The sequence below is a fragment of the Rhizobium glycinendophyticum genome, from assembly GCF_006443685.1.
Taxonomy (GTDB): Bacteria; Pseudomonadota; Alphaproteobacteria; order Rhizobiales; family Rhizobiaceae; genus Allorhizobium; species Allorhizobium glycinendophyticum.
Map to the genome: position 1 here is coordinate 2412110 of NZ_VFYP01000001.1, position 24025 is coordinate 2436134.

Sequence of the window (24025 nt, forward strand, 5' to 3'; positions counted from 1 at the left end):
GAAGTCTCACGCAGCCGCCCGAAAGCGGCGCTTCTTCAGAGATAGGGCGATCCCAGCCAGAATAAACGATCGATCAGCCGCAACCAGAATGGACGCGCCCTCAGCATGTCGCTGGTCAGTTCTTGAGCCGTCGTCAACGTCGCATCGATACGCGCACCGATCTGGGCGGCGAGATCAGGATCGTAGACCTCCAAGTCGATTTCGAAATTCAGCCGAAGCGACCGCGAATCGAGATTGGACGAGCCGACGAAGCACCACTGCTCGTCGACCACCATCAGCTTGGAGTGATCGAATGGCCCCTCTGCCATGTAGACCCGGCATCCCTCCCGAAGGACCTGGTCGAACTGCGCCATCATCGCACGCGCGACGATGGCCAGATTGTTCTTCGCCGGCACCACGATCTCGACCTGAACGCCCCGGCGGGCCGCAGTGTTGAGCGCGGCGATGAAGGTCGTATCCGGCAAGAAATAGGGCGAGACGATCCGGATAGTTCGCTCGGCGACGGAAAAAGCGCCCATCAGCAGCCGGTGATTGGTCTCCAGATGCGCGTCCGGCCCCGAGACCACAGCCCGCACTGCGGTCCCCTCGCCCGGCATCGCACCTTCAAGCCGAATGCTCCAGGCTGGCGACAGAAGAACCTCCTTCGTCTCGAAATGCCAATCCTCGGCCGCAACCGCAAGAATGTCCGCCACCACCGGCCCGGTGATCCGGAAATGCGTGTCCCGCGCCGCCTCGGGTCCGGTAAAGCCGGCCCGGATGTTCATGCCCCCGACAAAGGCGACGGCGCCGTCAACGACGAGGATCTTCCTGTGTGTGCGCAGGTTCGCATAAGGCAGCCGCAGCCCCATGATGACCTGCCCATTGAAGCTCGCGACAGGCACGCCATTGTCTTCCAGATAACCGATGATGCTCGGGACGCTGTATCGCGCCCCCACGGCATCCACCAGCACGCGCACACTCACCCCGCGGCGGTGCGCTGCGATCAGGCAATCGGCCACGCGCCGTCCCACAGCATCACGGTCGAAGATATACGTCTCCAGAATGATGCTGCACGCAGCGGCGTCGATCGCCGCGCACATGGCATCAAATGTCTGTTCGCCGGACGACAGAAGTACAATGCTGTTGCCGGACGACAGGGGATGCCGGGTAACCCGATCCCCAAGCAGCTTCATCTGGCCGAATCGCACACCGAAGGTCGCGATCACCTGTTCCCGGCTGATGGCGAACTGCGACAGGCTGCGCCAGATCTCGTCCAGCGCCAGCGCCCGTCGAGACATCAGCGATTTGCGTCGGATGCGGTTGATGCCGGCCACAGCATAGATGAGAGCGCCGACCAGCGGCGATAGAATGATCACCCCCACCCAGCCGAGCGCCGAGCGGACTTCGCGCTTGGTCATGGCCGCATGGATCGCCGCGACCGTGCCGAGCACGACGGAGAGCACGGCAAGGGTCTCGGCCCAATAGGTTTCGATCACGGCAAACATGAGGGTCCAGCGAAACGGGTTTTACTCAGGACTGCAACGAAACACGGGGAGATCGGTTCGATTACGTCTCGCCGGCAAGGAGCTTGGCGGCCGCCGCACGCGCTTCCTCGGTTACCGACGCGCCGGCGAGCATGCGGGCGATTTCCTCGCGCCTATGCTCCGGCTCCATCACGGCCACCCGCGTCGCGATCTTGTCGCCGGCATCGCCAGCCGGTCCTTTGGATATCAGGAAATGCGTCGAGGCGCGTGCTGCCACCTGCGGCGCATGTGTGACTGACAACACCTGCACCCGATCGGAAAGCCGCTTCAGTCGCTGACCGATGGCGTCTGCAACCGCGCCACCCACACCGGTATCGATTTCGTCGAAGACCAGCGTCGGCGCGGAGCCGCGGTCGGCAAGCGCCACCTTGAGTGCGAGCAAGAAGCGCGACAACTCGCCGCCGGACGCGACCTTCATGATCGGCCCCGGCCGCGTACCCGGATTCGTCTGTACATGGAATTCGACGGTGTCGATTCCCTCGGCAGATGCCCCCTCGGCATCCGTGGAAACCTCGACCATGAAACACGCCCTTTCGAGCTTCAGCGCCGGGAGTTCGGCCATGACAGCATCGCCGAGCGCGGACGCCGCATGACGGCGCTTGTCCGATAGCTGAAGAGCAAGATGATCGTAATGCGCCCGTGTTTCGCGAACGGCCGCCTCCAGTTGGCCGAGCCGCTCCTCGCCCGCATCGAGATCGGCGAGATCGGTCACCATCTTTTCGGCAAGCGCCGGAAGATCCGCGACAGCCACCGCGTATTTGCGGCCCGCCGCACGGAGAGCAAACAATCGCTCTTCCACCCGCTCCAACTCGCGCGGGTCGAACTCGGTGCGCCGCAGGGCCACCTCGACCTCCATCTGAGCGGCAGACAGCGTGTCCAGGGCCGATCCCAGGAGCTGTACGGTCTCTTCCAGCAGTCCGGGGGCCTCATGGCTCTTGCGCTCCAACCTGCGCATCAGCGAGGCGATATGGGGCACCGGCGAGGCGTTGCCGTTGAGGAAATCGGAAGCTTCGGAAATATCGCCGGCGATTCGCTCGGACTTCTGCATACGCGACCGGCGCTCGGCCAGATCGTCCTCTTCGCCGTCCTGCGGCGAGAGCGTTTCCAGTTCCTCGACGGAGGACCGGAGATAGTCGGCTTCCCGTGCTGCGGCCTCAACTTTGGCCTTGTGCGTCTTGAAGCCACGCTCGGCCTCGCGCCAACGGCGATAGCTCTCCCCCAGCGTCACGACTTCGTCCGTCAGGCCGGCAAAGGCATCGAGCAACATGCGGTGGGCATCGGTATCCGTCAGCGCCCGGTCGTCGTGCTGGCCATGGATTTCGACCAGCAACTGACCGACCTGTCGCATTAGCTGGACGCTGACCGGCTGGTCGTTGATATAGGCGCGGGTACGGCCATCAGCAGATTGAACTCGCCGGAAGATCAGGTCGCCGTCGTCATCGACGCCATTGCCCTTCAGAAGGGCTCTTGCCGCATGACCGCCGGAAACATCGAAGACGGCCGTCACCTGCCCTTTGTCCTCGCCGTGACGAACCAGTGAGCCATCACCCCGCCCACCAAGGGCGAGGGACAGGCTGTCAAGCAGGATGGATTTACCCGCCCCCGTTTCACCCGTCAGCACGGACAGACCGGCTTCGAAGACGAGATCCAGGCGTTCGATCAGGACGATATCGCGGATCGATAACTGGACCAGCATGGGCTCACGATCTCACTTGAGTAGAAACCGGCTCAGGTTCCCAGCAACTGACGTCCGGCGCGCGAGATCCATGAACCGGAATTCTCACGCGGCTCCAGGCCGCCCTGCTGCAGCAGCTTGTAGGAATCGGCATACCACTGGCTGTCGGGGTAGTTGTGTCCGAGCACAGCAGCCGCTGTCTGCGCTTCCTGAACGACGCCCATGGCATAATAGGCCTCGACGAGACGCGCCAGTGCCTCTTCGATTTGGTTGGTGTTCGGATATTGCTCGACGACATTGCGGAAACGCTGGATGGAGGCCAGGTACTCCTTGCGCTCGAGGTAGTAGCGGCCAACCTGCATTTCCTTACCGGCGAGCTGGTCGCGGGCGAATCGGATCTTCGCCTGCGCATCGTCGACATATTCCGAATCCGGGAAATCGTTGACCACACGCTGCATCGCCTCGATCGTCTTGACCGAATTCTTCTGGTCCTGCGTGACGCTGGAGATCTGCTTCCAGTAGGAAAGGCCGACGAGATACTGAGCATAGGCCGCATCTTCGGACTTCGGATAGAGGTTCATGTAGCGGTTGCCGGTCGTGATCGCCTCCGCATAACGGCCCAGGCGATACTTGGTGAAGGTACTCATCACCAGCGACTTGCGCGACCATTCGGAGAAGGGATGCTGTGCATCGACCGCGTCGAACTTGCGCGCCGCTTCGCTCATATTGCCGGCCTTGATGTTGGCGAGGCCCTGATTGTAGAGCACCTCCGGCGGATCGGTTTCGGCTGCGAGCTTGGTGATGTCGATATCCGGGTCCGACTGGCAACCGGCAACGATGCCCGCGACCGACATCAAGACGCAGAGACCAGCAACACGCGCGGCTTTCTTCACAACGACCGACCCTACATGACTCATTCGAAAGATCCCGATTGCAGCGCCGCCCGTGAGCCGTCGCTTTCAGATGGCGTTTCTAGCCGCAAAAGCGGCATGAGGGCAACGCAGTGATGATGATTTAACGCATTTTTGTGGCGCGGACGGGAGAAAGTCACCAAGGCACCAGACTTGGACGAAGATCCTGCGGCAGAAACGACGACGCCGGCTCTTGGGAAAAGCCGGCGCGGATAGGATCGGGACAGGTTCGGGCGCCCGTTCACGCTGTCCAGGGCGCAAATTCCGGCACATGAACCGGCACGAACTCACGGGCACGAACCTTGTGGTTGCGGCTCGGCGCTTCAACGACTTCATAGGCCGTCGGGTCGCTCAAAAGAGCCTTCAGCGCGTTGGCGTTCAGCTTGTGGCCGCCACGATAGGAACGATAGCAGCCGATGAACTGGGCACCGGCAAGCGCAAGATCTCCGACGGCATCAAGCGTCTTGTGACGGACGAACTCGTCCTTCTCGTAGCGCAGGCCTTCGACATTGATGACGCTGTCGTCATCCGAGATGACGACAGAGTTTTCAAGCGACGACCCGAGTGCGAAACCAGCAGCCCAAAGACGCTCCACATCGCGCATGAAGCCGAAGGTGCGGGCCCGGGACAACTCCGTCTTGAAGGTTTCGGCATTCAGTTCACCCGCCCACATCTGGCGACCGATCAGCTTGCTGTCGAAGTCGATTTCGACTTCAAACCGTGTGCCATCATAGGGACGAAACTCCGCCCAGGAGGCCCCAGCTTCGATACGGACCGGCTTGGTCACCCGAATGTAACGACGCTTCACGCCCAGATTGGTAATGCCCACCTGTTCAATCGCGTCAATGAAGACTTCCGAGCTGCCGTCCATGATCGGCATTTCAGCACCGTCGACCTCGATGACGAGGTTGTCCAGGCCAAGCGCATAGATCGCCGCCATCACATGTTCGATGGTCGCAATGGAATGCGCAGGATTGGTGCCGAGCACCGTGCAGAGATCGGTATTGCCGACATGCGCTGATACCGCACGATATTCGCTGGTCGTACCGTCGTCATGCTGCCGAACGAAGGTGATGCCACTGCCGGCTTCCGCCGGAAGGAAGGTGATCGTCACCTCTCGGCCCGAATGAACCCCGATCCCTGTCAGCGAAAGCGGCGCTGCGATCGTGGTCTGAAATCCGAGCAAGGCAATTGCCATTCCTGTCGTCCTGATCTGCGAGGCACAGGAACGGTCATACGTTCATGTGCTGTAGGTTATCCGAGAAGGACCGAGTCTGGTCCTGTTTCGATTTCATACATACGAGCCATCACCGTCTTTACCAAATCACTGTTTCTTTCGCATTGTAACGAAGTCAAGCAATTGAAAAAGATCAAGAATTTTAGCCGCATTGCGGTGGCCTGAAACGAGAAAACCCGGGCCTGAGGCCCGGGTTCGAAAGGCTGCGGCCAACCGTAACTCAGTTGGTCTGGCGGCGGAGGAATGCCGGGATTTCCAGCTGATCGTCTTCGCTCGTGGCGCGAGCCGGCGTTGCACGACCGAGGTCGTCCAACTGGCCACGACGCGGTGCGTAGAGGCTGGCTTCCGCCGAGAGCGGACGGCGCTGCTGCTGAGGTGCTGCCGGAGCTGAAGCCGTCATGTCACCCATGACAGGCTCTTCTTCCGACTGACGGCCGAGCGAATTGGTGATTCGCTTGAGCAGACCCATCGGGCCGCGATCTTCCTGAGCAGCAGGGACTGCCGGATGGGCGCGGTGATCGATCTCGGCGCGCAGCACCGGCGGGAAGTCTTCCACCTTCGGCATGCGGACTGGTTCGGCTGCCATGCGGGGTTCGGCCATGACCGGTGCCGGTGCAACGGGCGCCTGCATGACCGGTGCCGGCTGTTGCATGACAGGAGCCGGCTGGCTCATGACCGGCGCGGGAGCGATCGGCTGCATCATCTGCGGGGCCGGAGCGACTTCCGGAGCCGGGGCGGAGAAAAGCTTGCTGGCAGGGCGGAATTCCGGCTGGGCAACGGGCTGCTGCTGCTGGCTCAGAGTCGACTGGCGAGCGACGGCGATTTCGAGTTCGCGTTCCATTTCGGCTTCAGCGGAACGGATGGTGTCTGCGACCGGATCCATGGTCGGCTTGGGGGCCTGCGCCATTGCAGGCTGATATGCGGCCGGTGCCGGAGCAACGGCCGCGGAAGAACGCATAACGGGCTTCGTCAGAGGCGCGGCTTCAAACCCCTTGGAGGCGAGTGCAGCGCGGTCGATCCCGGTGGCAACCACCGAGACTCGGATGATGCCTTCGAGCGCTTCGTCGAAGGTGGCGCCGAGGATGATGTTGGCGTCCGGATCGACTTCTTCGCGAATACGGGTTGCGGCTTCATCGACTTCGAAAAGCGTGAGGTCACGACCACCGGTGATCGAGATCAGCAGGCCCTGGGCGCCCTTCATCGAGGTTTCGTCGAGCAGCGGATTGGCGATGGCAGCTTCGGCAGCCTGCATGGCGCGGCCTTCACCCGATGCTTCGCCGGTGCCCATCATCGCACGGCCCATTTCGCGCATGACGGAACGGACGTCGGCGAAATCGAGGTTGATCAGGCCTTCCTTGACCATCAGGTCGGTGATGCAGGCAACACCCGAGTAGAGAACCTGGTCTGCCATGGCGAAGGCGTCGGCGAAGGTCGTCCGGTCGTTGGCGATACGGAAGAGGTTCTGGTTCGGAATGACAATCAGAGTGTCGACCGATTTTTGCAGCTCCTCGATGCCGGATTCAGCAAGCCGCATGCGGCGCTGACCCTCGAAGTGGAACGGCTTGGTCACGACGCCGACGGTCAGGATGCCCTTATTGCGGGCCGCCTGGGCGACGACCGGAGCGGCACCGGTACCGGTACCACCACCCATGCCGGCGGTGACGAAGCACATATGGGTGCCGTTGAGATGATCGATGATTTCATCAATGCACTCTTCGGCGGCGGCACGACCGACTTCCGGCTGCGAACCGGCGCCGAGACCTTCGGTGACGTTGACGCCGAGCTGGATGATGCGCTCTGCCTTCGTCATGGTCAGCGCCTGGGCATCCGTGTTGGCGACGACGAAATCAACGCCCTGCAAGCCAGCGGTGATCATGTTGTTGACGGCATTGCCGCCACCGCCACCGACACCGAACACGGTGATGCGTGGCTTCAGCTCAGTGATATCTGGCTTCTGCAACTTGATGGTCATGGTACCCGTTCCTTCTTTTTCCGGCCGCATCGCCAAGCCGGCCATGTCATTTCAACAGATTTCCCTTGGCCGAACCTTGCGGTCGGTGGGTAAGCTCAAAAACTCTCTTTCAGCCACTGGCCCATGCGGGCAATCCGGCTGCTTCCGTTGCCGAAGGGCGAGAACAACCCGCCCTGCCCGGCATGTGTTTCCTGGTCCGCCATCTGCGGATAGATCGTCAGCCCGACCGCCGTCGAGAAGGCTGGCCCCTTGGCCGCTGCCGGCAGGCCGGACACGCCCATTGGACGACCGATACGCACGTTCCTGGCCAGAATACGGCGCGCCGCTTCCGGCATGCCGGTCAATTGGCACGCACCACCCGTCAGGACGACCCGTTTGCCGACCACCGGCGAGAAGCCCGACTTCTGGATCCGGTCGCGCAGCAGTTCGAGCGTTTCCTCGATGCGCGCGCTGATAATCCGGGTGAGCAGGGCCCGCGGAACCTGGGTCGGCTGATCGCGATCATCCTCACCAATCGGCGGGACGGACACGACCTCGCGATCGTCGGCGCCGTTGGCGACGGCCGAACCGTGAACGACCTTCAGGCGTTCTGCATCCTCGATACGGGTGGAAAGCCCGCGCGCCAGATCGGTCGTCACATGGTGACCGCCGATCCCGATGGCGTCCGTATGGATCAACTTGCCTTCTGCGAAGACAGAGATGGTGGTCATGCCGCCGCCCATGTCGATCGCAGCACAACCAAGTTCGACCTCGTCGTCGACCAGAGCGGCAAGGCCGCTGGCGTAAGGCGTGGCAACCACGCCTTCGACGGTCAGGTGAGCGCGGTTGATGCAAAGCTCCAGATTGCGAAGCGCTGCACGTTCGGCCGTGACCACATGCATGTCGACGCCGAGGACGTCGCCATACATTCCGAGTGGATCACGGATTCCTCGCTCGCCGTCAAGCGAAAAGCCCGTCGGAAGCGAATGCAGCACGGCGCGGTCATTGCCCTGGGACTTCTGCCCGGCAGCGATCAGCACCTTGCGCAGATCGCCCGATTCGACTTCCTGGCCACCGAGATCGATGGTGGCGGTATAGACGTCCGAACCGATCCGGCCGGCGGAAACATTGACGATCAGGCTCTCGACGGTAAGGCCAGCCATCCGTTCCGCCGCATCGACCGCCAGCCGAACCACGTTCTCGACCGCATCCAGATCGGCGATGACGCCAGACTTGATGCCGTAGGAGCGCTGATGTCCCAGGCCAATGACCTCGACATTGTGCGTACGACCCGGAAGAACCGAGGTTTCGCGCCGCGGTGTCAGCCGCGCGATCATGCAAACGACCTTGGTGGTGCCGATGTCGAGCACGGACACGACATGAGCGCGCTTGGAGGAAAGCGGCTTCGTGCGGGGCAGACCGAAGGAGGAGCCACCAAAGATGCTCATATCTTCTGCTCCAGCTTCTTGAGTTCCTTGGCCCGGGCTTCGACTGCCACCTGGCGGCGCTCCTGCGCCTCGGGCGTCAGACGAACCGCGATCCGGTCTGGCAGGCGCAGGTCGATTGCGACGATGTCGCGCGAAAGAACCTGCTGCTCCTGGTCGAAGCGGGTCAGAAGGGCGAGCGCATCACCGATATGGTCTTCCGGCAACTTGACGATCACGCCATTGTCCAGATGCACATCCCAGCGACGGCCAGCGACACGCACAAAGGCCTTCACGCGCGACGCGATAGCGGGCCACTTCGCAAACTCTTCCTCGACAGCAGCAGCGGCGGTTTCGGCATCGCGACCAACGAAGAGCGGCAGCGAGGCGAATTTGTTGTCCCGCAGCGGCGCAATCACACTACCTGAGCGCTCAATCAGCGACAGGTCGGAACCATGCTGCCAGATCGCATAAGCCTGACGTTCCTTCAGCATCACCTCGACAGTACCGGGATAGATCTTGCGAAGCTCGACCGACTCGACCCAGGGAAGCTCGGAAAGCGCCTTGCGGGCCGCAGCGATATCGAGCTCCAGCAGGCTCGAGGCACCATCAAGGCCGAGCAGCTGCAGGATGTCGATTTCAGACGTGTGCTGATTGCCGGAAACCCTGACGTCTTCGATGGCGAAACCGGCAGTCGAGGTTACGGACTCCATGACCTCAGGACCGTGGCCGCCAACGATCACGCCGTGCAGAGCAACCGCCGAGTAAAAGACAGCCAGAGAAGCCTTGCCAAGATGGCGCGGCAAGGGAACACGACCCGAACAGAAGCTGGCGACGAAGCGCACCGTCCGACGCAGCGGACGCGGCAGAACCACACCCTCGCCCGCGCCGGTCGGCATGGCGGAATATCCGCTCTCGCCCTCGACCACCCTCTTGCCACTCATCGAGAACACGATGCGTCCTCCACCATCCAGCTTACAAATTCACCAAAGCTATAGCCCGCATGGGCCGCCATTTCCGGCAACAGGGAGGTTGGGGTCATACCAGGCTGATTGTTGAGCTCCAGCCAGATCAGATCACCATCCTCGGACAGACGATCGTCGTAGCGGAAGTCTGAACGACTCACTCCGCGGCACCCGATCGCCCGATGCGCCTCAAGCGCCAATGATTGTATTTTTTGGTAAATTTTCGGTGAAATTTGCGCAGGAAGCACGTGCTGCGACCCACCGGCCGCATACTTCGAATCGTAGTCGTAGAAGCTGTGACCGAGCGGCACGATTTCGGTGACACCCAGCGGCTTGCCATCCATGATGCCACAGGTCAGCTCACGGCCCGCGACGTAGCGCTCAACCATGACAACGTCGCCATACCGCCATTCGCTGGACGTCAGGATCTGCGGCGGATGCGCCATATCCTCGCGAACGATGACAACACCGAAACTCGACCCTTCGCGTACCGGCTTGACCACATAAGGCGGCGCCATTGGATGCGTGTTGCCAATGTCGAAGCGATTCAGCACCATGGCATCCGCCACCGGAATTCCGGCCTGAGCAGCCACGATCTTCGCCTGCTTCTTGTCCATGGCAAGCGCCGAGGCGAGCACGCCGGAATGCGTATAGGGAATCTCGAGGTATTCCAGCACGCCCTGAATGGTGCCATCCTCACCGAACGGGCCGTGCAGCGCGTTGAACGCAACATCCGGACGGAGCCCCTCCAGGACGCGACCGATGTCACGACCGACGTCCACCTGCGTCACCCGGTATCCCTGCCCTTCGAGAGCAGCCGCACAGGCAGTTCCGGACGACAAGCTCACCGGGCGCTCGGATGAAATTCCACCCATCAAAACCGCGACATGCTTGCCACTCATAAAACGCCTCGCAAAAAAACCGTTAAACCGAGATGCAGCAACAGTGGCCGCTTCGATTCCTTCCATGTCAGTTGAACAACATTAAGGTTAATGAAGTGTTTACTTTCGTTAACTTCTCGCATGGCACCCGACAGCCGCTTCGGGATTCAAAATCTCGGCTTGCGTGGCTAAGGCGCTGAAAGATTTAGGAATTGAAGAAAACTCGATCAGGCCGACCGGCGTGTCTCGAATGTGACAAGCTCTGGCGAAACCACGGCTTCCTCGCCCGAAACGGCAACCTGCAGGGCATTGGCATGGACAAGTCGATTCCGGCCAGCAGCCTTGGCGAGATATAGGGCGCGATCCGCCATGGAAAAAATCTCGCTGAATCCGAGCTCAGCCACCCCGTCGGCGACACCTGCAGACACCGTGACCGGAAAAGCGCCGGCGGGGCCCACAAACTCCGCTGTCTCGACCGCGTGGAGCATTCCCTCTGCGACCGCCAGAGCCGCGGAAGAATCGAGGCCAGTCAATAGCACAGCGAATTCCTCCCCACCGATGCGCGAGACCTTGGCGCCGTCTGGCGCTCTGGACGTCAGCACTGCTGCAACCTGCGCGATGACATCGTCACCTGTTTTGTGACCCAGTCCGTCATTGATCGCCTTGAAGCGGTCGATGTCGAAAAGGATGAGGCTCGCCTGGCCGCGCACGCGCTCGAACTCATCAAGAAAGGCCCGCCGGTTCATCAGCCCCGAAAGCATGTCGGTCCGGCTCAGCATTTCAAAACGCTGATTCGACAGGCCAAGGTCGTAAATGGCGAGCCCGACGACACTATAGGCGAGCACGGCAACGACGAAGGAAACGGGCGGAGTGAGCACGGTCGCGATCACGAGTGCCGGCCCCAGGGCATAGGGCAAAAGACCGAATGCGACGAGCACGAGATGGGAGAGGATATTGAGGACATAGGCGAAGACGGCAATCTTCGCGGCCATGACGACGGCTTTACGCAGGACGGCCTGACGAGACGAAAACGCACCCAGCATCAGCTGCTGCATCACCCAGGCATGTACACTCGCGACCATCATAGCCCCCAAACTGAGGAGAGCTTAGTGATCGCGAGTTAAGAATTCATGCAGATACGAATACCCAAAAACAGAATTCTCAGGCCGGCACTGATCCCATGAAGGGCTTGACCTCACGGCCGGGCATGAAGATGCCCAAGCGTTTGATTTCCCATTCCAGTTTTACGCCCGAATGCTCAAGCACGCGCTGGCGAACAGTCTCGCCGAGATATTCCAGATCGTAGCCGGTCGCATGGCCGACATTGATCATGAAATTGCAATGCAGCGATGACATCTGCGCGCCGCCGATCATCAGGCCCCGGCAACCGGCCTCGTCGATCAGTTCCCAGGCGGAATGCCCCTCGGGGTTCTTGAAGGTGGAGCCGCCCGTTTTTTCCTTGACCGGCTGAACCGTCTCGCGGTGATGACGCACCGCATCCATGTCGGCGCGGATCTTCGCCCGGTCCTCCGGGTAACCCTCAAAGGTCGCATGCGTGAAAATCAGATCGGGGGAAGCGCCCGAGTGGCGATAGCTGTAACCCATGTCGGCATTCGACAGGACATGCACATTGCCCTTGCGATCCACCGCCTCGACCTCGACCAGCCGCCCCGCCGTGTCGCCGCCATTGGCACCGGCATTCATGCGAACCGCACCGCCGATCGAACCGGGAATGCCGTAGTAGAAGTGGAAGCCGCCGATGCTGTTGTCCATCGCCATGGCAGCGATGTGCTTGTCTGGGCAAATGGCGCCGGCCCGAATACGGTTCTCACCGGCCAACTCCACTTGGCCAAAGCCCTTGGCGGAGAGGCGCACCACCACCCCCGGAATGCCGCCGTCACGCACCAAAAGGTTCGAGCCGACGCCGATCACCGTCAACGGCACGTCATCCGGCAATAGCTTGAGAAAGGTGATGAGGTCTTCCGTGTCATGCGGCTGGAACATCAGTTCGGCGAGCCCGCCCGCCTGGAACCACGTGACGCGGTCCATCGGTGCATCCGGCGTCAGCCGCCCCTTCAGTTCATTGACGCCTGACCCGAGCGAGGCCAGCAGCTTTTCCCCATCCACCTGTTTCATTCAAGACTTTCCCGAAATTGCATCAAGTTCCGCCGGCAGGGCAGCCGCCCATTGGGTGATGTTGCCAGCCCCCAAGAGGACCACGAAATCACCCGGTTGTGCAATGCCCGCGACGAGAGAAGCGAGTTGATCGGGCGCGGCGAGATAACGCGCATCCCGATGCCCGCTTGATTTGATCCGAGACACCAGCGCTTCCGAATCAACCCCATCGATCGGATCTTCGCCCGCTGCATAGACTGGCGACAGGAAGATCGTGTCGGCATCGTTGAAGCAATTGGCAAAATCGTCGAACAGGCTGGCTAGCCGCGAATAGCGGTGCGGTTGATGAACGGCGATGATCCGGCCCTTGCAGGATTCCCGCGCCGCCTTCAGCACGGCCTTGATCTCGACCGGATGGTGTCCGTAGTCGTCGAACACCTGAACGCCGTTGGCTGTTCCTGTGAGGGTGAATCGACGCTTCACGCCGCCGAAACCGGCGAGGCCCTTGCGGATTGCGTCTTCTGGAATGTCGAGCCGGTTGGCGACGGCGATCGCCGCGCACGCATTGGAGATGTTGTGCCGGCCCGGCATCGGCAGCACCAGATCCTTGAAGCTGAACACGCGACCGGTGCGGCGGCGGCGAATCTCGACGTCGAAGATCGAACGCGTGCCATCGAGGCGCACGTTGGAGAAACGCACGTCCGCCTGCGGGTTCTCGCCATAGGTGATGACCTTGCGGTCCTCGATGCGGCCAACCAGTGCCTGCACTTCCGGATGGTCAAGGCACATCACCCCGAAGCCGTAGAAGGGCACGTTCTCGACGAACTGCCGGAAGGCGGCGCGCGCATTGTCAAAGGTGCCGTAATGGTCGAGATGCTCAGGGTCGATATTGGTGACGATTGCAACGTCCGCCGGCAGCTTCAGGAAGGTACCGTCCGATTCGTCGGCCTCGACCACCATCCACTCGCCCTCGCCCATGCGCGCATTGGTGCCATAGGCATTGATGATGCCACCATTGATGACTGTCGGGTCAAGCGCGCCGGCGTCGAGAAGTGCTGCCACCATCGAGGTCGTCGTCGTCTTGCCATGCGTACCACCGACGGCGATCGCATTGCGAAAGCGCATCAGCTCCGCCAGCATTTCCGCACGGCGAACGATCGGCAGCAGCTTTTCCCGCGCCGCGATCAGTTCCGGATTGCTCTTCTTGATCGCCGTCGACACGACGACCACCTCGGCCTCGCCGAGGTTCTCGGCCGTGTGCCCAACAAAGACTTCGATGCCCTTGGCCCTGAGACGCTGGACATTGGCGCTTTCCGACTGGTCCGACCCTTGAACCTTGTGACCGAGATTGTGCAGGACCTCTGCAATCCCGCTCATCCCGATCCCGCCGATCCCGATGAAGTGGACCAGACCAATGGTTTTCGGCATTTTCATAGTGTGGCTCCATTCCGCTGGGCAATGCCCTTGCCGGCGGCAATAGCCTCTACGAGGTCTGCGAGCAAGCCGGCCGCATCGGGCTTGCCCGTGCTTTTCGCTGCCGCGGCGGTGAGAGCGAGCGATTCGGGGTTCTCCATCGCCTGCTGCAACAGCCCGGCGATACGTTCCCGCGAAAGCTCCGCCTGGGCGATCACCTGCGCGCCGCCCTTCGCCGCAAGTGCTGCCGCATTGGCCGCCTGATCGTGATCCAGCGCATGGGGATAGGGCACGAGAATGCTGGGGCGACCGATCACCGCAAGTTCCGAAACGGTCGATGCGCCGGAGCGGCAGATGACCAGATGCGCTGCGGCAAGCCGTTCCGCCATGTCGGTGAAGAAGGGTGCCACATCGGCCGGAATGCCGAGTGCCGCATAAGCGTCCTTGACCTTTTGCCCATCCTCAGGCCGGGCCTGCTGCGTCACTACAAGTCGTGCCTTCAGTTCCGTTGGCAGCATGGCCACGGCCGGCGTGATTGCTTCTGAAAAGAACTGCGCGCCCTGGCTACCGCCAAAGACGACAAGCCGGAACGACTGCCCCTCGCCCGACGGCACGTAGGGAACGTTCGCCGCCGCGATGACGGCCGGGCGTACCGGATTGCCGGTAAGCCGCATCTTCGACTGGTAGGCGCCACCGGGCGCCAGAAACCCGCCGGCAATCGCATCGACGCGAGATGCGAGCAGGCGGTTCGCCCGGCCCATGACGGCGTTCTGTTCGTGAACAGCGGTCGGCACGCCGAGGCCAGCGGCTGCAAAGAGCGGCGGCACCGTCGGATAACCACCAAAGCCGATCACCGCCTTCGGCTGCAGGCGGCTGATCAGCGTCTTGGCTTCGCGATAACCGCGCCAGAGCGTCAGCACTGCGTTGGCCATGGCAAGGGGATTGCGCGAGCCGATCGTGGCGGAAGAGACCGTGTGGATTTCCTCAGCCGGAAACGTCCCCGCAAAACGTTCGGCACGCTTGTCCGTTACCAGATGAACGCCGTAGCCGCGCTGCTTCAGTTCGTGGGCCAGCGCTTCGGCAGGAAAGAGGTGACCACCGGTGCCACCGGCGGCGAGGAGAACAAGACCTTTGGACATCGCTTACTCCGCCGGAACGCCGGCCACAGACCGGAACAGGCTGCGCTCCTGAGCGCGCTTTTCCGGACGACGGCGCGTGAGGGCAAGAATGAAGCCTGCCGTCACGCAGATCGCGGTCATCGACGAACCACCATAGGAGATAAGCGGCAGCGTCATGCCCTTGGCCGGCAACAGCTGCAGATTGACGCCGATATTGATCATCGACTGGATGCCGAGCAGGAGAACGAGGCCGGCCACCGCCAGCCGATTAAAATCATTTCGCTCGCGATAGGCGTGGCTGAGGCCGCGGAGAACCAGGAAGCCGAAGATCGCAACCAGGACCATGCAGAAGACGATGCCGAACTCTTCCGCCGCAACCGAGAAGATGAAGTCGGTATGGCTGTCGGGGATGATCCGCTTGACGATGCCCTCGCCCGGCCCGAGCCCGAACCAGCCGCCATGGACGATGGCGTCATGCGCCGTGTCCACCTGAAAGGTATCGCCTTCACCGGTCAAGAACCGGTCTACGCGTCCCGCAACGTGCGGCAGTGTCACATAAGCGCCGAAAAAGCCGGTAGCACCGAGTACGCCGAGCACCACGATCCACAGCCATGGCATGCCGGCCATGAAGAACATGGCGCTCCAGACGCTGCCGATCAGAATGGTCTGGCCAAGGTCGGGCTGGGCGATCAGCAGGGCGGCGGTCATGCCGAACAGCAGGATGGCGAAAAGATTTCCCGGAATTTCTGGCTGGCGCGCATGTTCAGCAAACAGCCAGGCACAGATAACGACGAAGGCAGGCTTCATGAACTCCGACGGCTGAATGGACAGCCCAAGCAGCGACAGCCAGCGGCGCCCGCCCTTCACTTCGACGCCGACGAACAACACCAGCACCATCATGATCAGCGCCGTTGCGAGCATGACCATGGCGGTCCGCCGTACCTGGCGCGGCGACAGGAAGGACAGGCCGATCATCACGGTCAGCGCCGGCAGCATGAAGGCTGCATGCCGCTTGACGAAATGGAAGCTGTCTAGCCCCAGCCGCTCGGCAACCGCAGGAGACGCGGCGAAGGACAGCATCAGTCCGATGCCCATCAACAGGATGAACGTGAAGAGGAACAGGCGGTCGATCGTCCAGAACCAGTCCGCAACGGGACCTCTCTCTACGCGGCTCACCATGTCATTTGCCTCCTTCTGGCACGTCGATCAGCATGGCCATTCCGTCGAGCCCTGCGACCAGACGAACGAAGCTGTCGCCGCGAACCTCGAAATTCTTGAACTGGTCGAAGCTCGCGCAGGCGGGCGACAGCATGACGGCAGACGGTTCAGCGTCACGCGCCGCATCGGCCGCCGCATGGGCAACCGCACGATCGAGCGTGTCGGAGATCTCGAAAGCCACCTGTTCTCCCAGCGTTGCGGCAAAGGCCGAGGCGGCTTCGCCGATCAGATAAGCCTTGACGATACGCGGGAAGAGTGGAGCGAGGCTTGCGATCCCGCCCTCTTTCGGAAGTCCGCCCGCGATCCAGTAGATCCGGTCATAGCTGGACAGTGCAGGCGCGGCCGCCTCCGCATTGGTCGCCTTGCTGTCGTTGACGAACACGACCTGCTTGCGACGGCCAACCGGCTGCATGCGGTGCTTGAGACCGGGGAAGCTTTTCAGCCCCAACCGAACATCCTCGACTGAAACCCCGACCGCAAGGCAGGCAGCAATTGCAGCCGCCGCGTTCTGGGCATTGTGGCTGCCGCGCAAGGTCTGGATGCCGTCGAGATCTGCCAGCGGCGCAACAGCGCCCTGATCCGCCTGCAGGATGCGCGATCCCTCGGCATAGAGACCGTCGGCCAGTGGCTGGCGCTTCGAAATCCGGATGACCTTATGGCCGGACCGCTCGATGCGATCCCCGATCAGCTCACAATAGCTGTCGTCGACGCCGACTATCGCCGTCCCCGCCCCGGCCACCAGCCTTTCCTTGACGTCGGCATAATGCTGCGTCGTTCCGTGCCGGTCGAGGTGATCCGGCGTCAGGTTGAGCAGGATGCCGGCCGTCGGATTGAGGGTCGGAGCAAGATCGATCTGATAGGACGAGCACTCCACGACGAAATAGCGCTCGGCCTTCGGTGGCTCGAGCGTCAGTACCGCACGGCCGATATTGCCGCCGAGTTGCGTATCGCGTCCGCTCGCCTGCAGGATATGGGCGATCAATGCCGTGGTCGTCGATTTGCCGTTGGTGCCGGTAATCGCGATGAACGGGCAATCCGGTGCGTGCAGACGCCGCTCGCGCACGAAGATTTCGACGTCTCCGATGATCTCGACGCCTGCGGACTTAGCCAGAGCAACCGTCCAGTGCGGCTTGGGATGGGTGAGCGGCACACCAGGAGACAGGATAAAGGACGCAATCCCCGACCAGTCGATGCCGTGCAGATCGACCGTCGCGATCCCCTCGGCCGCGGCTCGGGCGACGCTGTCGGGATTGTCGTCCCAGGCGAAAACCTCGGCACCACCCGCCTGCAGGGACTTCGCCGTTGCGAGCCCGGAACCTCCGAGCCCGAAAAGCGCAACCCGCTTGCCCTTGAAACTGCTCGCCGCAATCATTCTCGCCTCACCGCAGCTTGAGGGTCGAGAGACCGAGCATGCCGAGGCCGACAGCGATGATCCAGAAGCGGATCACCACCTGGCTTTCCGTCCAACCAAGCTTTTCGAAATGATGATGGATCGGTGCCATCAGGAAAACGCGCTTGCCGGTGAGCTTGAAATAGCCGACCTGGATGATCACCGACAGGGTCTCCATGACAAAGAGACCGCCGATGATCGCCATGACGATCTCGTGCTTGGTTGCGACCGCCACGGAGCCGATCAGGCCGCCGAGCGCAAGCGATCCGGTGTCGCCCATGAAAATGGCCGCCGGCGGCGCATTGAACCAGAGGAAGCCAAGGCCAGCACCGATGACGGCACCGAGCAGCACGGCCAGTTCCCCGGTACCCGGGACGAAATGGATCTGCAGATAGTTTGCAAAGACGGCATTACCGGCCAGATAGGCGATCACGCCAAAGGATGCCGCCGCGATCATGACAGGCACGATGGCGAGCCCGTCCAGCCCGTCGGTGAGGTTGACCGCATTGCCGGCCGCGACGATGACAAAGCCGCCGAACAGCACGAAAAACAGGCCGAGATCGAGCAGGTAGTCCTTGACGAAGGGGAATGCAACCGAGGATGCGAAGGTCGAACCCTGAGGCGCCGAATGCAGCGCCGAACTCATCATGAAATAGACGGCGACGCCCGCGATGAGGAATTCGATGCCTAGACGGGCCTTGCCGGAAAACCCCTTGTCCGTCTGTTTTGTCACCTTGAGATAGTCATCGTAGAAGCCGATGGCGCCGAAGCCGAGCGTGACGAGCAGCGTTGCCACGACATAGATGTTCGACAAATCCGCCCACAGCAGCGAAGACACAACGATACCAGCGAGGATCATCAAGCCGCCCATGGTCGGCGTGCCAGCCTTCTTGAAATGCGTCTGCGGCCCGTCTGCACGGATCGGCTGGCCCTTACCCTGACGCACGCGAAGCGACGAGATCATCGCCGGTCCAAACAGGAAGACGACCGCCGCCGAGGTGAAGAGAGCGGCCCCCGTTCGGAACGTGATGTACCGGAACAGATTGAAAAACTGAAAGTGGTTCGCCAGTTCCACAAGCCAAATCAGCATGGGAGCCCTTTCCAAAAGCCCGAATTAAGAGTGGCGCTCCGTGTCGGGGAATGCCGGATACTTGTCAAGCAGAGCCGATACAATCTTGCCGAAGCCGATGCCGAGAGAAGATTTGACCATCACCACGTCGCCAGGGCGAACCTCCGTTGTGACGAAATTCGCGAGTTCCGCCGTCGTCTCAAGATAGACGACGGAAACCGTCTCCGGCAGGGCGTCCCGCAAGGCCACCATTTCCGCACCCGCGAGCCATACATGCTCTATCCCGGCGGCAAGCAACGGTCCGGCAAGCTCGGCATGCACCGACGGCGAAAACTCCCCCATTTCCAGCATGTCGCCAAGCACGGCAATCCGCCGTCCGTCATATTGCGGCTGCGACGAGGCGAGCACTGAGATGGCAGCCCGCATCGAGGCCGGATTGGCATTGTAGCTTTCGTCGATCAGCGTCAGTGAACCGCCGCCTATTGACAGCTTGTGTCGGGCGCCGCGCCCCTTGACCGCCGACAGATGCGCAAAGGCTTCGATCGCCGCCTGGAGGTCGGCACCGACGAGCGAAACAGCGGCCAGAACCGCCATCGCGTTCTCGGCCAGGTGTCGACCCGGCGCGCCGATGCTCACCTCGCGCGTTTCGCCATGGAACGAGACCCACAGCGTCGAGAGCTCCGCCGCACCGTCGAACTCGGCCAGCCGGAACTCGGCCTTGGCGTGCTGGCCGAAGCTGTGCACGTTTTCGATCCCCGCAGCCTGCGCCGCCTGCTCCAGCCGTTCGAAATAGGCGTTGTCGCGGTTGAGAATGACGTCACCGCCGTTGACCACGCCCTCGAAGATCTCCGCCTTGGCATCGGCAATTTCATCGACGCTCGAAAAATTGCCGAGATGGGCCGGTGCGATTGTGGTGATGATGGCAACATCAGGGCGGACCATCCGCGACAACGGACCTATTTCGCCGGCGTGGTTCATGCCCAATTCGAAGACGCCATACCGGGTATCCATCGGCATGCGGGCGAGGGTCAGCGGCACACCCCAGTGATTATTGAAGGAGGCGACAGAGGCATGCACCTTTCCAGACGGCTCAAGCGCCAGGCGCAGCATTTCCTTGGTCGTCGTCTTTCCCACCGAACCGGTAACGGCAATCACGGTCGCAGCCGTCCGGTCGCGCGCTGCAATGCCAAGCTTCTGCAGGCCGACCAGCACATCGTCCACGACGATCATCGGGACCGTCAGACGCCCCAGTGCCGGAAGCTTGGCCTCGCTGACGACGAGCAAAGAAGCTCCGTTTGCGATGGCAAGGCTTGCATAGTCATGGCCGTCGACCCGGTCACCCTTGATGGCGAAGAAAGCCTCGCCGGGTGCAATCGTGCGGCTGTCGATCGATATTCCAGTAACGCCGTCGGGCAGCTGGCCAAAGGGCCGGCCGCCCATGGCAACCACCATGTCGCGTGAGGTCCAGAGCAGGGTCAACGGTCGAACTCCTCCAAGGCATGTCGAACTTCGGCATGATCCGAGAAGGGCAGCGTGGTTCCTCCGACCGTCTGCCCTTCCTCATGTCCCTTGCCGGCCACAATCAGCGTATCGCCGGCCGACAGCATGGCCACCGCAGCGCGGATCGCCTGCGCACGGTCGCCGATCTCGATCCCCTTCGGCGTCGCCGCCATGATCTCGGAGCGAATCGTCGCCGGCACTTCCGAACGCGGATTGTCGTCCGTGACGATCGTAATGTCGGCGAGCCGGGAGGCGATCTCGCCCATGATCGGCCGCTTGCCCTTGTCCCGGTCGCCGCCGCAGCCGAAGACGACGATGACACGTCCGGTGGTGAACGGGCGAACCGAGTTCAAGACGTTTTCCAGCGCATCCGGCTTATGGGCATAATCGACATAGGCAAGTGCGCCACCCTTCGTCTGCCCGACCAGCTCGAGCCGCCCGGACGCACCGACCAGGGTTTCGAGCGCCTTCAACGCGACAGCGACCGGCACGCCAGTCGAAATGGCGAGCCCGGCCGACACCAGCGCATTGGCAATCTGGAAATCGCCGGCAAGCGGAATATGCACCTCGAAGATCTGGTCCCCGTGATGAACTTCGGCCACCTGCTTGTGGCGGAAATGCTCGACGCGCTTGAGGCTGAGGAATGTGCCCTTGCGGCCGACGGTACGCACGTCATGGCCGGCAGCCGTTGCTACCCTGACCGCCTCGTCCGACCAGGCATCGTCGGCATAGATGACGGCAGGTGAACCTTTCGGCAACAACGTATCAAAGAGCCGCATCTTGGCGGCCATGTAGTCCTCGACCGTCGGATGGTAATCCATGTGGTCGCGGCCGAGATTGGTAAAACCGGCTGCGGAGAGAACAACACCATCGAGACGGCTTTGGTCGAGACCGTGGCTGGAGGCTTCCATCGCCGCATGCGTCACGCCCTCGTCGGCCAGTTCACCGAGCAGCGTGTGCAGTGCCAACGGATCGGGCGTCGTCAGCGAACCGTAATCGTTGCGGCTGGGCGAAATGACCCCGGTTGTGCCGATCTGCGCCGCCGGATGGCCAGCAAAGGCCCAGATCTGGCGGGTGAAGGAGGCAACAGAGGTCTTGCCGGCTGTCCCGGTGACGGCCACCATGGTCTTCGGCTGGCGACCGACAAAACGGGCCGCAGCCAAGGCCAGGAAGCGGCGCGGGCTATCGACGACGATGACGGGAACGGCAACGGCGGTGTCGAGCGAATGCGCGGCGACAATCGCCACAGCACCCTTGGCGACAGCGTCAGCCACATAGGCGCCACCATCGGCCTTAGAGCCGGAAAGAGCAAAGAAGACGGTGCCCGGTTCGACTTTACGGCTGTCTGCGGAAAGCCCAGCCACCTCAACATCGGCGGCACCAGCCGCCGATACCTGATCCTTATAGTCCTCGCCGGCCAATGTGCCCAAAAGCATGTGCAGTCCATCCTTCCGGAGCAAAACCAGTCGAATCGCCCCGTTTGTTCATTCTGGTCAATAAGAGACGAGCAAAGCAGACCCGTCTTCCCCGAATTTGGGTTCTACACCAAGAATTGCGGCGCTTCTGCGAATGATCTCGCCAACCATCGGCGCTGCACTGTTGCCGGCGAGCGCCGCGCCATTGCCTTTGTCGGTCTTTGGCTCATCAATGAAGGTCAGGACAACGTAACGAGGATTGTCGATTGGGAACGCGGCGAGGAAGGCGTTGAAGTTCTTGTCGCCGACATATCGGCCATTCACGACCTTGTCGGCCGTCCCGGTCTTGCCGCCGACGTCGAAGCCTTCGACGCGGGCGTTCTTGCCGGAGCCCTTGATCCCGTTCCACTCAAACAGGAAGCGCATGTCGTCGCTCGTCGACGGCTTGATGACCTGCTTGGCAACGAGATCGGCTTGTTCGCGAGTGCGCGGCAGGAAGGTCGGTTCGATGAGTTTGCCACCATTGACCAGCGCCACGCCGGCAACGGCGGTCTGAAGCGGCGTGGTCGAAACGCCGTGACCGAAGGAGATCGTGATCGAATTGATCTTCTTCCATTCGCGCGGCTGCGACGGCATCGCCACTTCCGGCAACTCGGTCTGCATTTTCGTCAAGAGGCCGAGGCGGGTAAGGAACTCCTTATGAGCATCGGTTCCGACCAGATCCGCGACCTTGGCGGTGCCGATGTTCGACGAATACTGGAAGATCTCCGGCACCGTCAGGATGCGGTTCTTGCCGTGGAAGTCCTTGATGGTGAAACCGCCGATCCGGATGGGATAGCGGGCATCAAAACTGTCCTTCAGCGAAACCTTGCCGGAATCCAGACCCATTGCGATGGTGAAGGACTTGAAGGTGGATCCCATCTCGAAGGTGCCGTTCGCCATGCGGCTGAGCCAGCCCTCTTCCGAGCCGGCAGGATTGTTCGGATCGAAATCCGGCAGCGAGGCCATCGCGATGACTTCGCCGGTATGCGCATCCAGCACGACACCACCGGCGCCGATCGACTTGAACTTCGCCATCGCATCGACCAGCACGTCACGCACAATATTCTGCACGCGAATGTCGATCGACAGCTTCACCGGCTCGAGCGGCGTATCGCTGGTCATGCCGAGCGCCCGCAGGTCCGCCAGCCCCTGGTTGTCGATATACTTCTCCATGCCCGTCATGCCGCGGTTGTCGATATTGACGTAACCGACGATGTGCGAGGCGGTGGATCCACCGGGATAGAAGCGGCGCTTTTCCGGCCTAAAACCGATGCCGGGAATGCCGAGCGCCAGGATCTGGCTCTGCTGCTTCGGAGTGAGCTGGCGGCGCAGCCACTGGAAACGCGACTTCGACGAAAGCTTCTTGTAGGTGCCCTTGATGTCCAGATCAGTGAGTACCGTCGCCAGACGCTCGACTGCCTCATCAGGGTCAACGATCTTGTGCGGCTCGGCAAATAGGGAGACCGTGCGGATGTCGGTTGCCAATACCTCGCCATTGCGATCGAGAATATCGGGCCGCGACGCCATCAACCGGTCCGCCGGCAGAATGCTGGAGACGGTTTCCGGCTGAGCCTGGCCATATTGCACCAGACGTCCGCCGATAATCGCATAGACAACGCAGAAACCGGCGATCATCAGGCCGACACGATTCTTTGCCATCGCCGATTTGCGTTTTGCTGTGCCCTGGATCCGCGGACCGGCAACGACGGCCCCGCCGCGTTGCACATCAGTAGAAAAATGGGCCTGGCTCTTCAGGAGCATGATACGCGACAGAAAGCTCATCAGTCATTCACCGCTTCTGCTGGATTGACCGAACCGGTCGTAATCAGGTCCTTGACCGGATCGGACTCGGCTTTCTTGCCCTCGGCAACCTCCTTTTGCGGCACCTGATCCTTGGGCATTGGCAATTCGACCGGACGGGCAAGCTGCGTCGGCGCCGTCGGCTGCAACTGCAGCTCCGTCTCGTAGGTCTTGACCAGACGATCGAGCCGGTTCGGCTGGGTGAGCAGAGCGCGATCGGCACGCAGCAGGTCGATCGTGTCTTTCTCCAGCTTGATCTCCGCCTCAAGGCGACGCACCTCGGCCGCCTTGTTATCGGTGTCGTGCTTGATCTGGTAGGTCACGGCGGCCGCCGCCGCCATGGATCCGATCAGCAGGAAGTCGAAGGTTCGCAGCACA

Annotated in this window: 19 protein-coding genes; all 19 read right to left on the reverse strand. The window is 61.7% G+C overall.

What is annotated here, in order from left to right; translation table 11 throughout:
- Window positions 1–35: 35 nt before the first annotated feature.
- Entirely contained in the window at window positions 36–1484 is a 1449-nt protein-coding gene (gene cls / locus FJQ55_RS11790; RefSeq protein WP_140828130.1) for a cardiolipin synthase, read from the reverse strand.
- Between the two features lie 61 nt (window positions 1485–1545).
- Window positions 1546–3219, reverse strand: coding sequence for a DNA repair protein RecN (gene recN, locus FJQ55_RS11795; protein ID WP_140828132.1), 1674 nt, complete (start codon window positions 3217–3219; stop codon window positions 1546–1548).
- 32 nt (window positions 3220–3251) lie between these two features.
- Window positions 3252–4115, reverse strand: coding sequence for an outer membrane protein assembly factor BamD (locus FJQ55_RS11800; RefSeq protein ID WP_062278987.1), 864 nt, complete (start codon window positions 4113–4115; stop codon window positions 3252–3254).
- Window positions 4116–4350: 235 nt separating this feature from the next.
- Complete coding sequence (gene lpxC / locus FJQ55_RS11805; RefSeq protein ID WP_140828135.1) at window positions 4351–5307, reverse strand: UDP-3-O-acyl-N-acetylglucosamine deacetylase; 957 nt, start codon at window positions 5305–5307, stop codon at window positions 4351–4353.
- A 259-nt stretch (window positions 5308–5566) separates the two neighbouring features.
- Complete coding sequence (ftsZ, locus tag FJQ55_RS11810) at window positions 5567–7318, reverse strand: cell division protein FtsZ (RefSeq protein ID WP_140828138.1); 1752 nt, start codon at window positions 7316–7318, stop codon at window positions 5567–5569.
- A gap of 95 nt (window positions 7319–7413) precedes the next feature.
- On the reverse strand, window positions 7414–8745 hold the full coding sequence (gene ftsA, locus FJQ55_RS11815; protein WP_062278992.1) for a cell division protein FtsA: 1332 nt from the start codon (window positions 8743–8745) through the stop codon (window positions 7414–7416).
- The gene (locus tag FJQ55_RS11820; RefSeq protein WP_281285485.1) at window positions 8742–9674 is read right to left on the reverse strand and encodes a cell division protein FtsQ/DivIB; all 933 of its coding nucleotides are present in this window, start codon (window positions 9672–9674) and stop codon (window positions 8742–8744) included. Before FJQ55_RS11820 ends, ftsA begins: the two co-directional genes overlap by 4 nt.
- Complete coding sequence (locus FJQ55_RS11825; protein ID WP_140829261.1) at window positions 9662–10588, reverse strand: D-alanine--D-alanine ligase; 927 nt, start codon at window positions 10586–10588, stop codon at window positions 9662–9664. Before FJQ55_RS11825 ends, FJQ55_RS11820 begins: the two co-directional genes overlap by 13 nt.
- A 206-nt stretch (window positions 10589–10794) precedes the next feature.
- Entirely contained in the window at window positions 10795–11649 is an 855-nt protein-coding gene (locus tag FJQ55_RS11830) for a GGDEF domain-containing protein (RefSeq protein WP_140828140.1), read from the reverse strand.
- A 79-nt stretch (window positions 11650–11728) separates the two neighbouring features.
- Window positions 11729–12703 (reverse strand): UDP-N-acetylmuramate dehydrogenase, encoded by a 975-nt coding sequence (gene murB, locus FJQ55_RS11835; protein ID WP_140828143.1) that lies wholly within the window; start codon window positions 12701–12703, stop codon window positions 11729–11731.
- A complete protein-coding gene (murC, locus tag FJQ55_RS11840; protein ID WP_140828145.1) occupies window positions 12704–14116 on the reverse strand; it encodes a UDP-N-acetylmuramate--L-alanine ligase in 1413 nt (470 codons plus the stop codon). It lies immediately after the preceding gene.
- A complete protein-coding gene (gene murG, locus FJQ55_RS11845; RefSeq protein WP_140828146.1) occupies window positions 14113–15234 on the reverse strand; it encodes an undecaprenyldiphospho-muramoylpentapeptide beta-N-acetylglucosaminyltransferase in 1122 nt (373 codons plus the stop codon). Before murG ends, murC begins: the two co-directional genes overlap by 4 nt.
- 3 nt (window positions 15235–15237) lie before the next feature.
- Window positions 15238–16392 carry a putative lipid II flippase FtsW gene (gene ftsW, locus FJQ55_RS11850; RefSeq protein WP_062279008.1) on the reverse strand — a complete coding sequence of 385 codons (1155 nt, stop codon included), beginning with the start codon at window positions 16390–16392 and terminating at the stop codon, window positions 15238–15240.
- 1 nt (window position 16393) lies between these two features.
- On the reverse strand, window positions 16394–17803 hold the full coding sequence (gene murD / locus FJQ55_RS11855) for a UDP-N-acetylmuramoyl-L-alanine--D-glutamate ligase (RefSeq protein ID WP_140828148.1): 1410 nt from the start codon (window positions 17801–17803) through the stop codon (window positions 16394–16396).
- Between the two features lie 7 nt (window positions 17804–17810).
- Window positions 17811–18911, reverse strand: coding sequence for a phospho-N-acetylmuramoyl-pentapeptide-transferase (mraY, locus tag FJQ55_RS11860; RefSeq protein ID WP_140828149.1), 1101 nt, complete (start codon window positions 18909–18911; stop codon window positions 17811–17813).
- A 24-nt stretch (window positions 18912–18935) separates the two neighbouring features.
- On the reverse strand, window positions 18936–20369 hold the full coding sequence (locus FJQ55_RS11865; RefSeq protein ID WP_140828151.1) for a UDP-N-acetylmuramoylalanyl-D-glutamyl-2,6-diaminopimelate--D-alanyl-D-alanine ligase: 1434 nt from the start codon (window positions 20367–20369) through the stop codon (window positions 18936–18938).
- Window positions 20366–21826 (reverse strand): UDP-N-acetylmuramoyl-L-alanyl-D-glutamate--2,6-diaminopimelate ligase, encoded by a 1461-nt coding sequence (locus tag FJQ55_RS11870; protein WP_140828153.1) that lies wholly within the window; start codon window positions 21824–21826, stop codon window positions 20366–20368. Before FJQ55_RS11870 ends, FJQ55_RS11865 begins: the two co-directional genes overlap by 4 nt.
- Before the next feature lie 57 nt (window positions 21827–21883).
- On the reverse strand, window positions 21884–23629 hold the full coding sequence (locus tag FJQ55_RS11875) for a peptidoglycan D,D-transpeptidase FtsI family protein (protein ID WP_140828154.1): 1746 nt from the start codon (window positions 23627–23629) through the stop codon (window positions 21884–21886).
- Complete coding sequence (gene ftsL / locus FJQ55_RS11880) at window positions 23629–24024, reverse strand: cell division protein FtsL (RefSeq protein ID WP_140828155.1); 396 nt, start codon at window positions 24022–24024, stop codon at window positions 23629–23631. Before ftsL ends, FJQ55_RS11875 begins: the two co-directional genes overlap by 1 nt.
- Between the last annotated feature and the right edge of the window lies 1 nt (window position 24025).

Bases quoted from the DNA above. Each gene is read 5' to 3' on its own strand.
- ftsW (WP_062279008.1), bottom strand. From the start codon at position 16,392: ATGGTGAGCCGCGTAGAGAGAGGTCCCGTTGCGGACTGGTTCTGGACG.
- FJQ55_RS11870 (WP_140828153.1), bottom strand. From the start codon at position 21,826: ATGCTTTTGGGCACATTGGCCGGCGAGGACTATAAGGATCAGGTATCG.
- FJQ55_RS11875 (WP_140828154.1), bottom strand. From the start codon at position 23,629: ATGAGCTTTCTGTCGCGTATCATGCTCCTGAAGAGCCAGGCCCATTTT.
- lpxC (WP_140828135.1), bottom strand. From the start codon at position 5,307: ATGGCAATTGCCTTGCTCGGATTTCAGACCACGATCGCAGCGCCGCTT.
- ftsA (WP_062278992.1), bottom strand. From the start codon at position 8,745: ATGAGCATCTTTGGTGGCTCCTCCTTCGGTCTGCCCCGCACGAAGCCG.
- murD (WP_140828148.1), bottom strand. From the start codon at position 17,803: ATGATTGCGGCGAGCAGTTTCAAGGGCAAGCGGGTTGCGCTTTTCGGG.
- FJQ55_RS11830 (WP_140828140.1), bottom strand. From the start codon at position 11,649: ATGGTCGCGAGTGTACATGCCTGGGTGATGCAGCAGCTGATGCTGGGT.
- murB (WP_140828143.1), bottom strand. From the start codon at position 12,703: ATGAAACAGGTGGATGGGGAAAAGCTGCTGGCCTCGCTCGGGTCAGGC.
- ftsZ (WP_140828138.1), bottom strand. From the start codon at position 7,318: ATGACCATCAAGTTGCAGAAGCCAGATATCACTGAGCTGAAGCCACGC.
- recN (WP_140828132.1), bottom strand. From the start codon at position 3,219: ATGCTGGTCCAGTTATCGATCCGCGATATCGTCCTGATCGAACGCCTG.
- murC (WP_140828145.1), bottom strand. From the start codon at position 14,116: ATGAAAATGCCGAAAACCATTGGTCTGGTCCACTTCATCGGGATCGGC.
- FJQ55_RS11800 (WP_062278987.1), bottom strand. From the start codon at position 4,115: ATGAGTCATGTAGGGTCGGTCGTTGTGAAGAAAGCCGCGCGTGTTGCT.
- FJQ55_RS11825 (WP_140829261.1), bottom strand. From the start codon at position 10,588: ATGAGTGGCAAGCATGTCGCGGTTTTGATGGGTGGAATTTCATCCGAG.
- murG (WP_140828146.1), bottom strand. From the start codon at position 15,234: ATGTCCAAAGGTCTTGTTCTCCTCGCCGCCGGTGGCACCGGTGGTCAC.
- mraY (WP_140828149.1), bottom strand. From the start codon at position 18,911: ATGCTGATTTGGCTTGTGGAACTGGCGAACCACTTTCAGTTTTTCAAT.
- cls (WP_140828130.1), bottom strand. From the start codon at position 1,484: ATGTTTGCCGTGATCGAAACCTATTGGGCCGAGACCCTTGCCGTGCTC.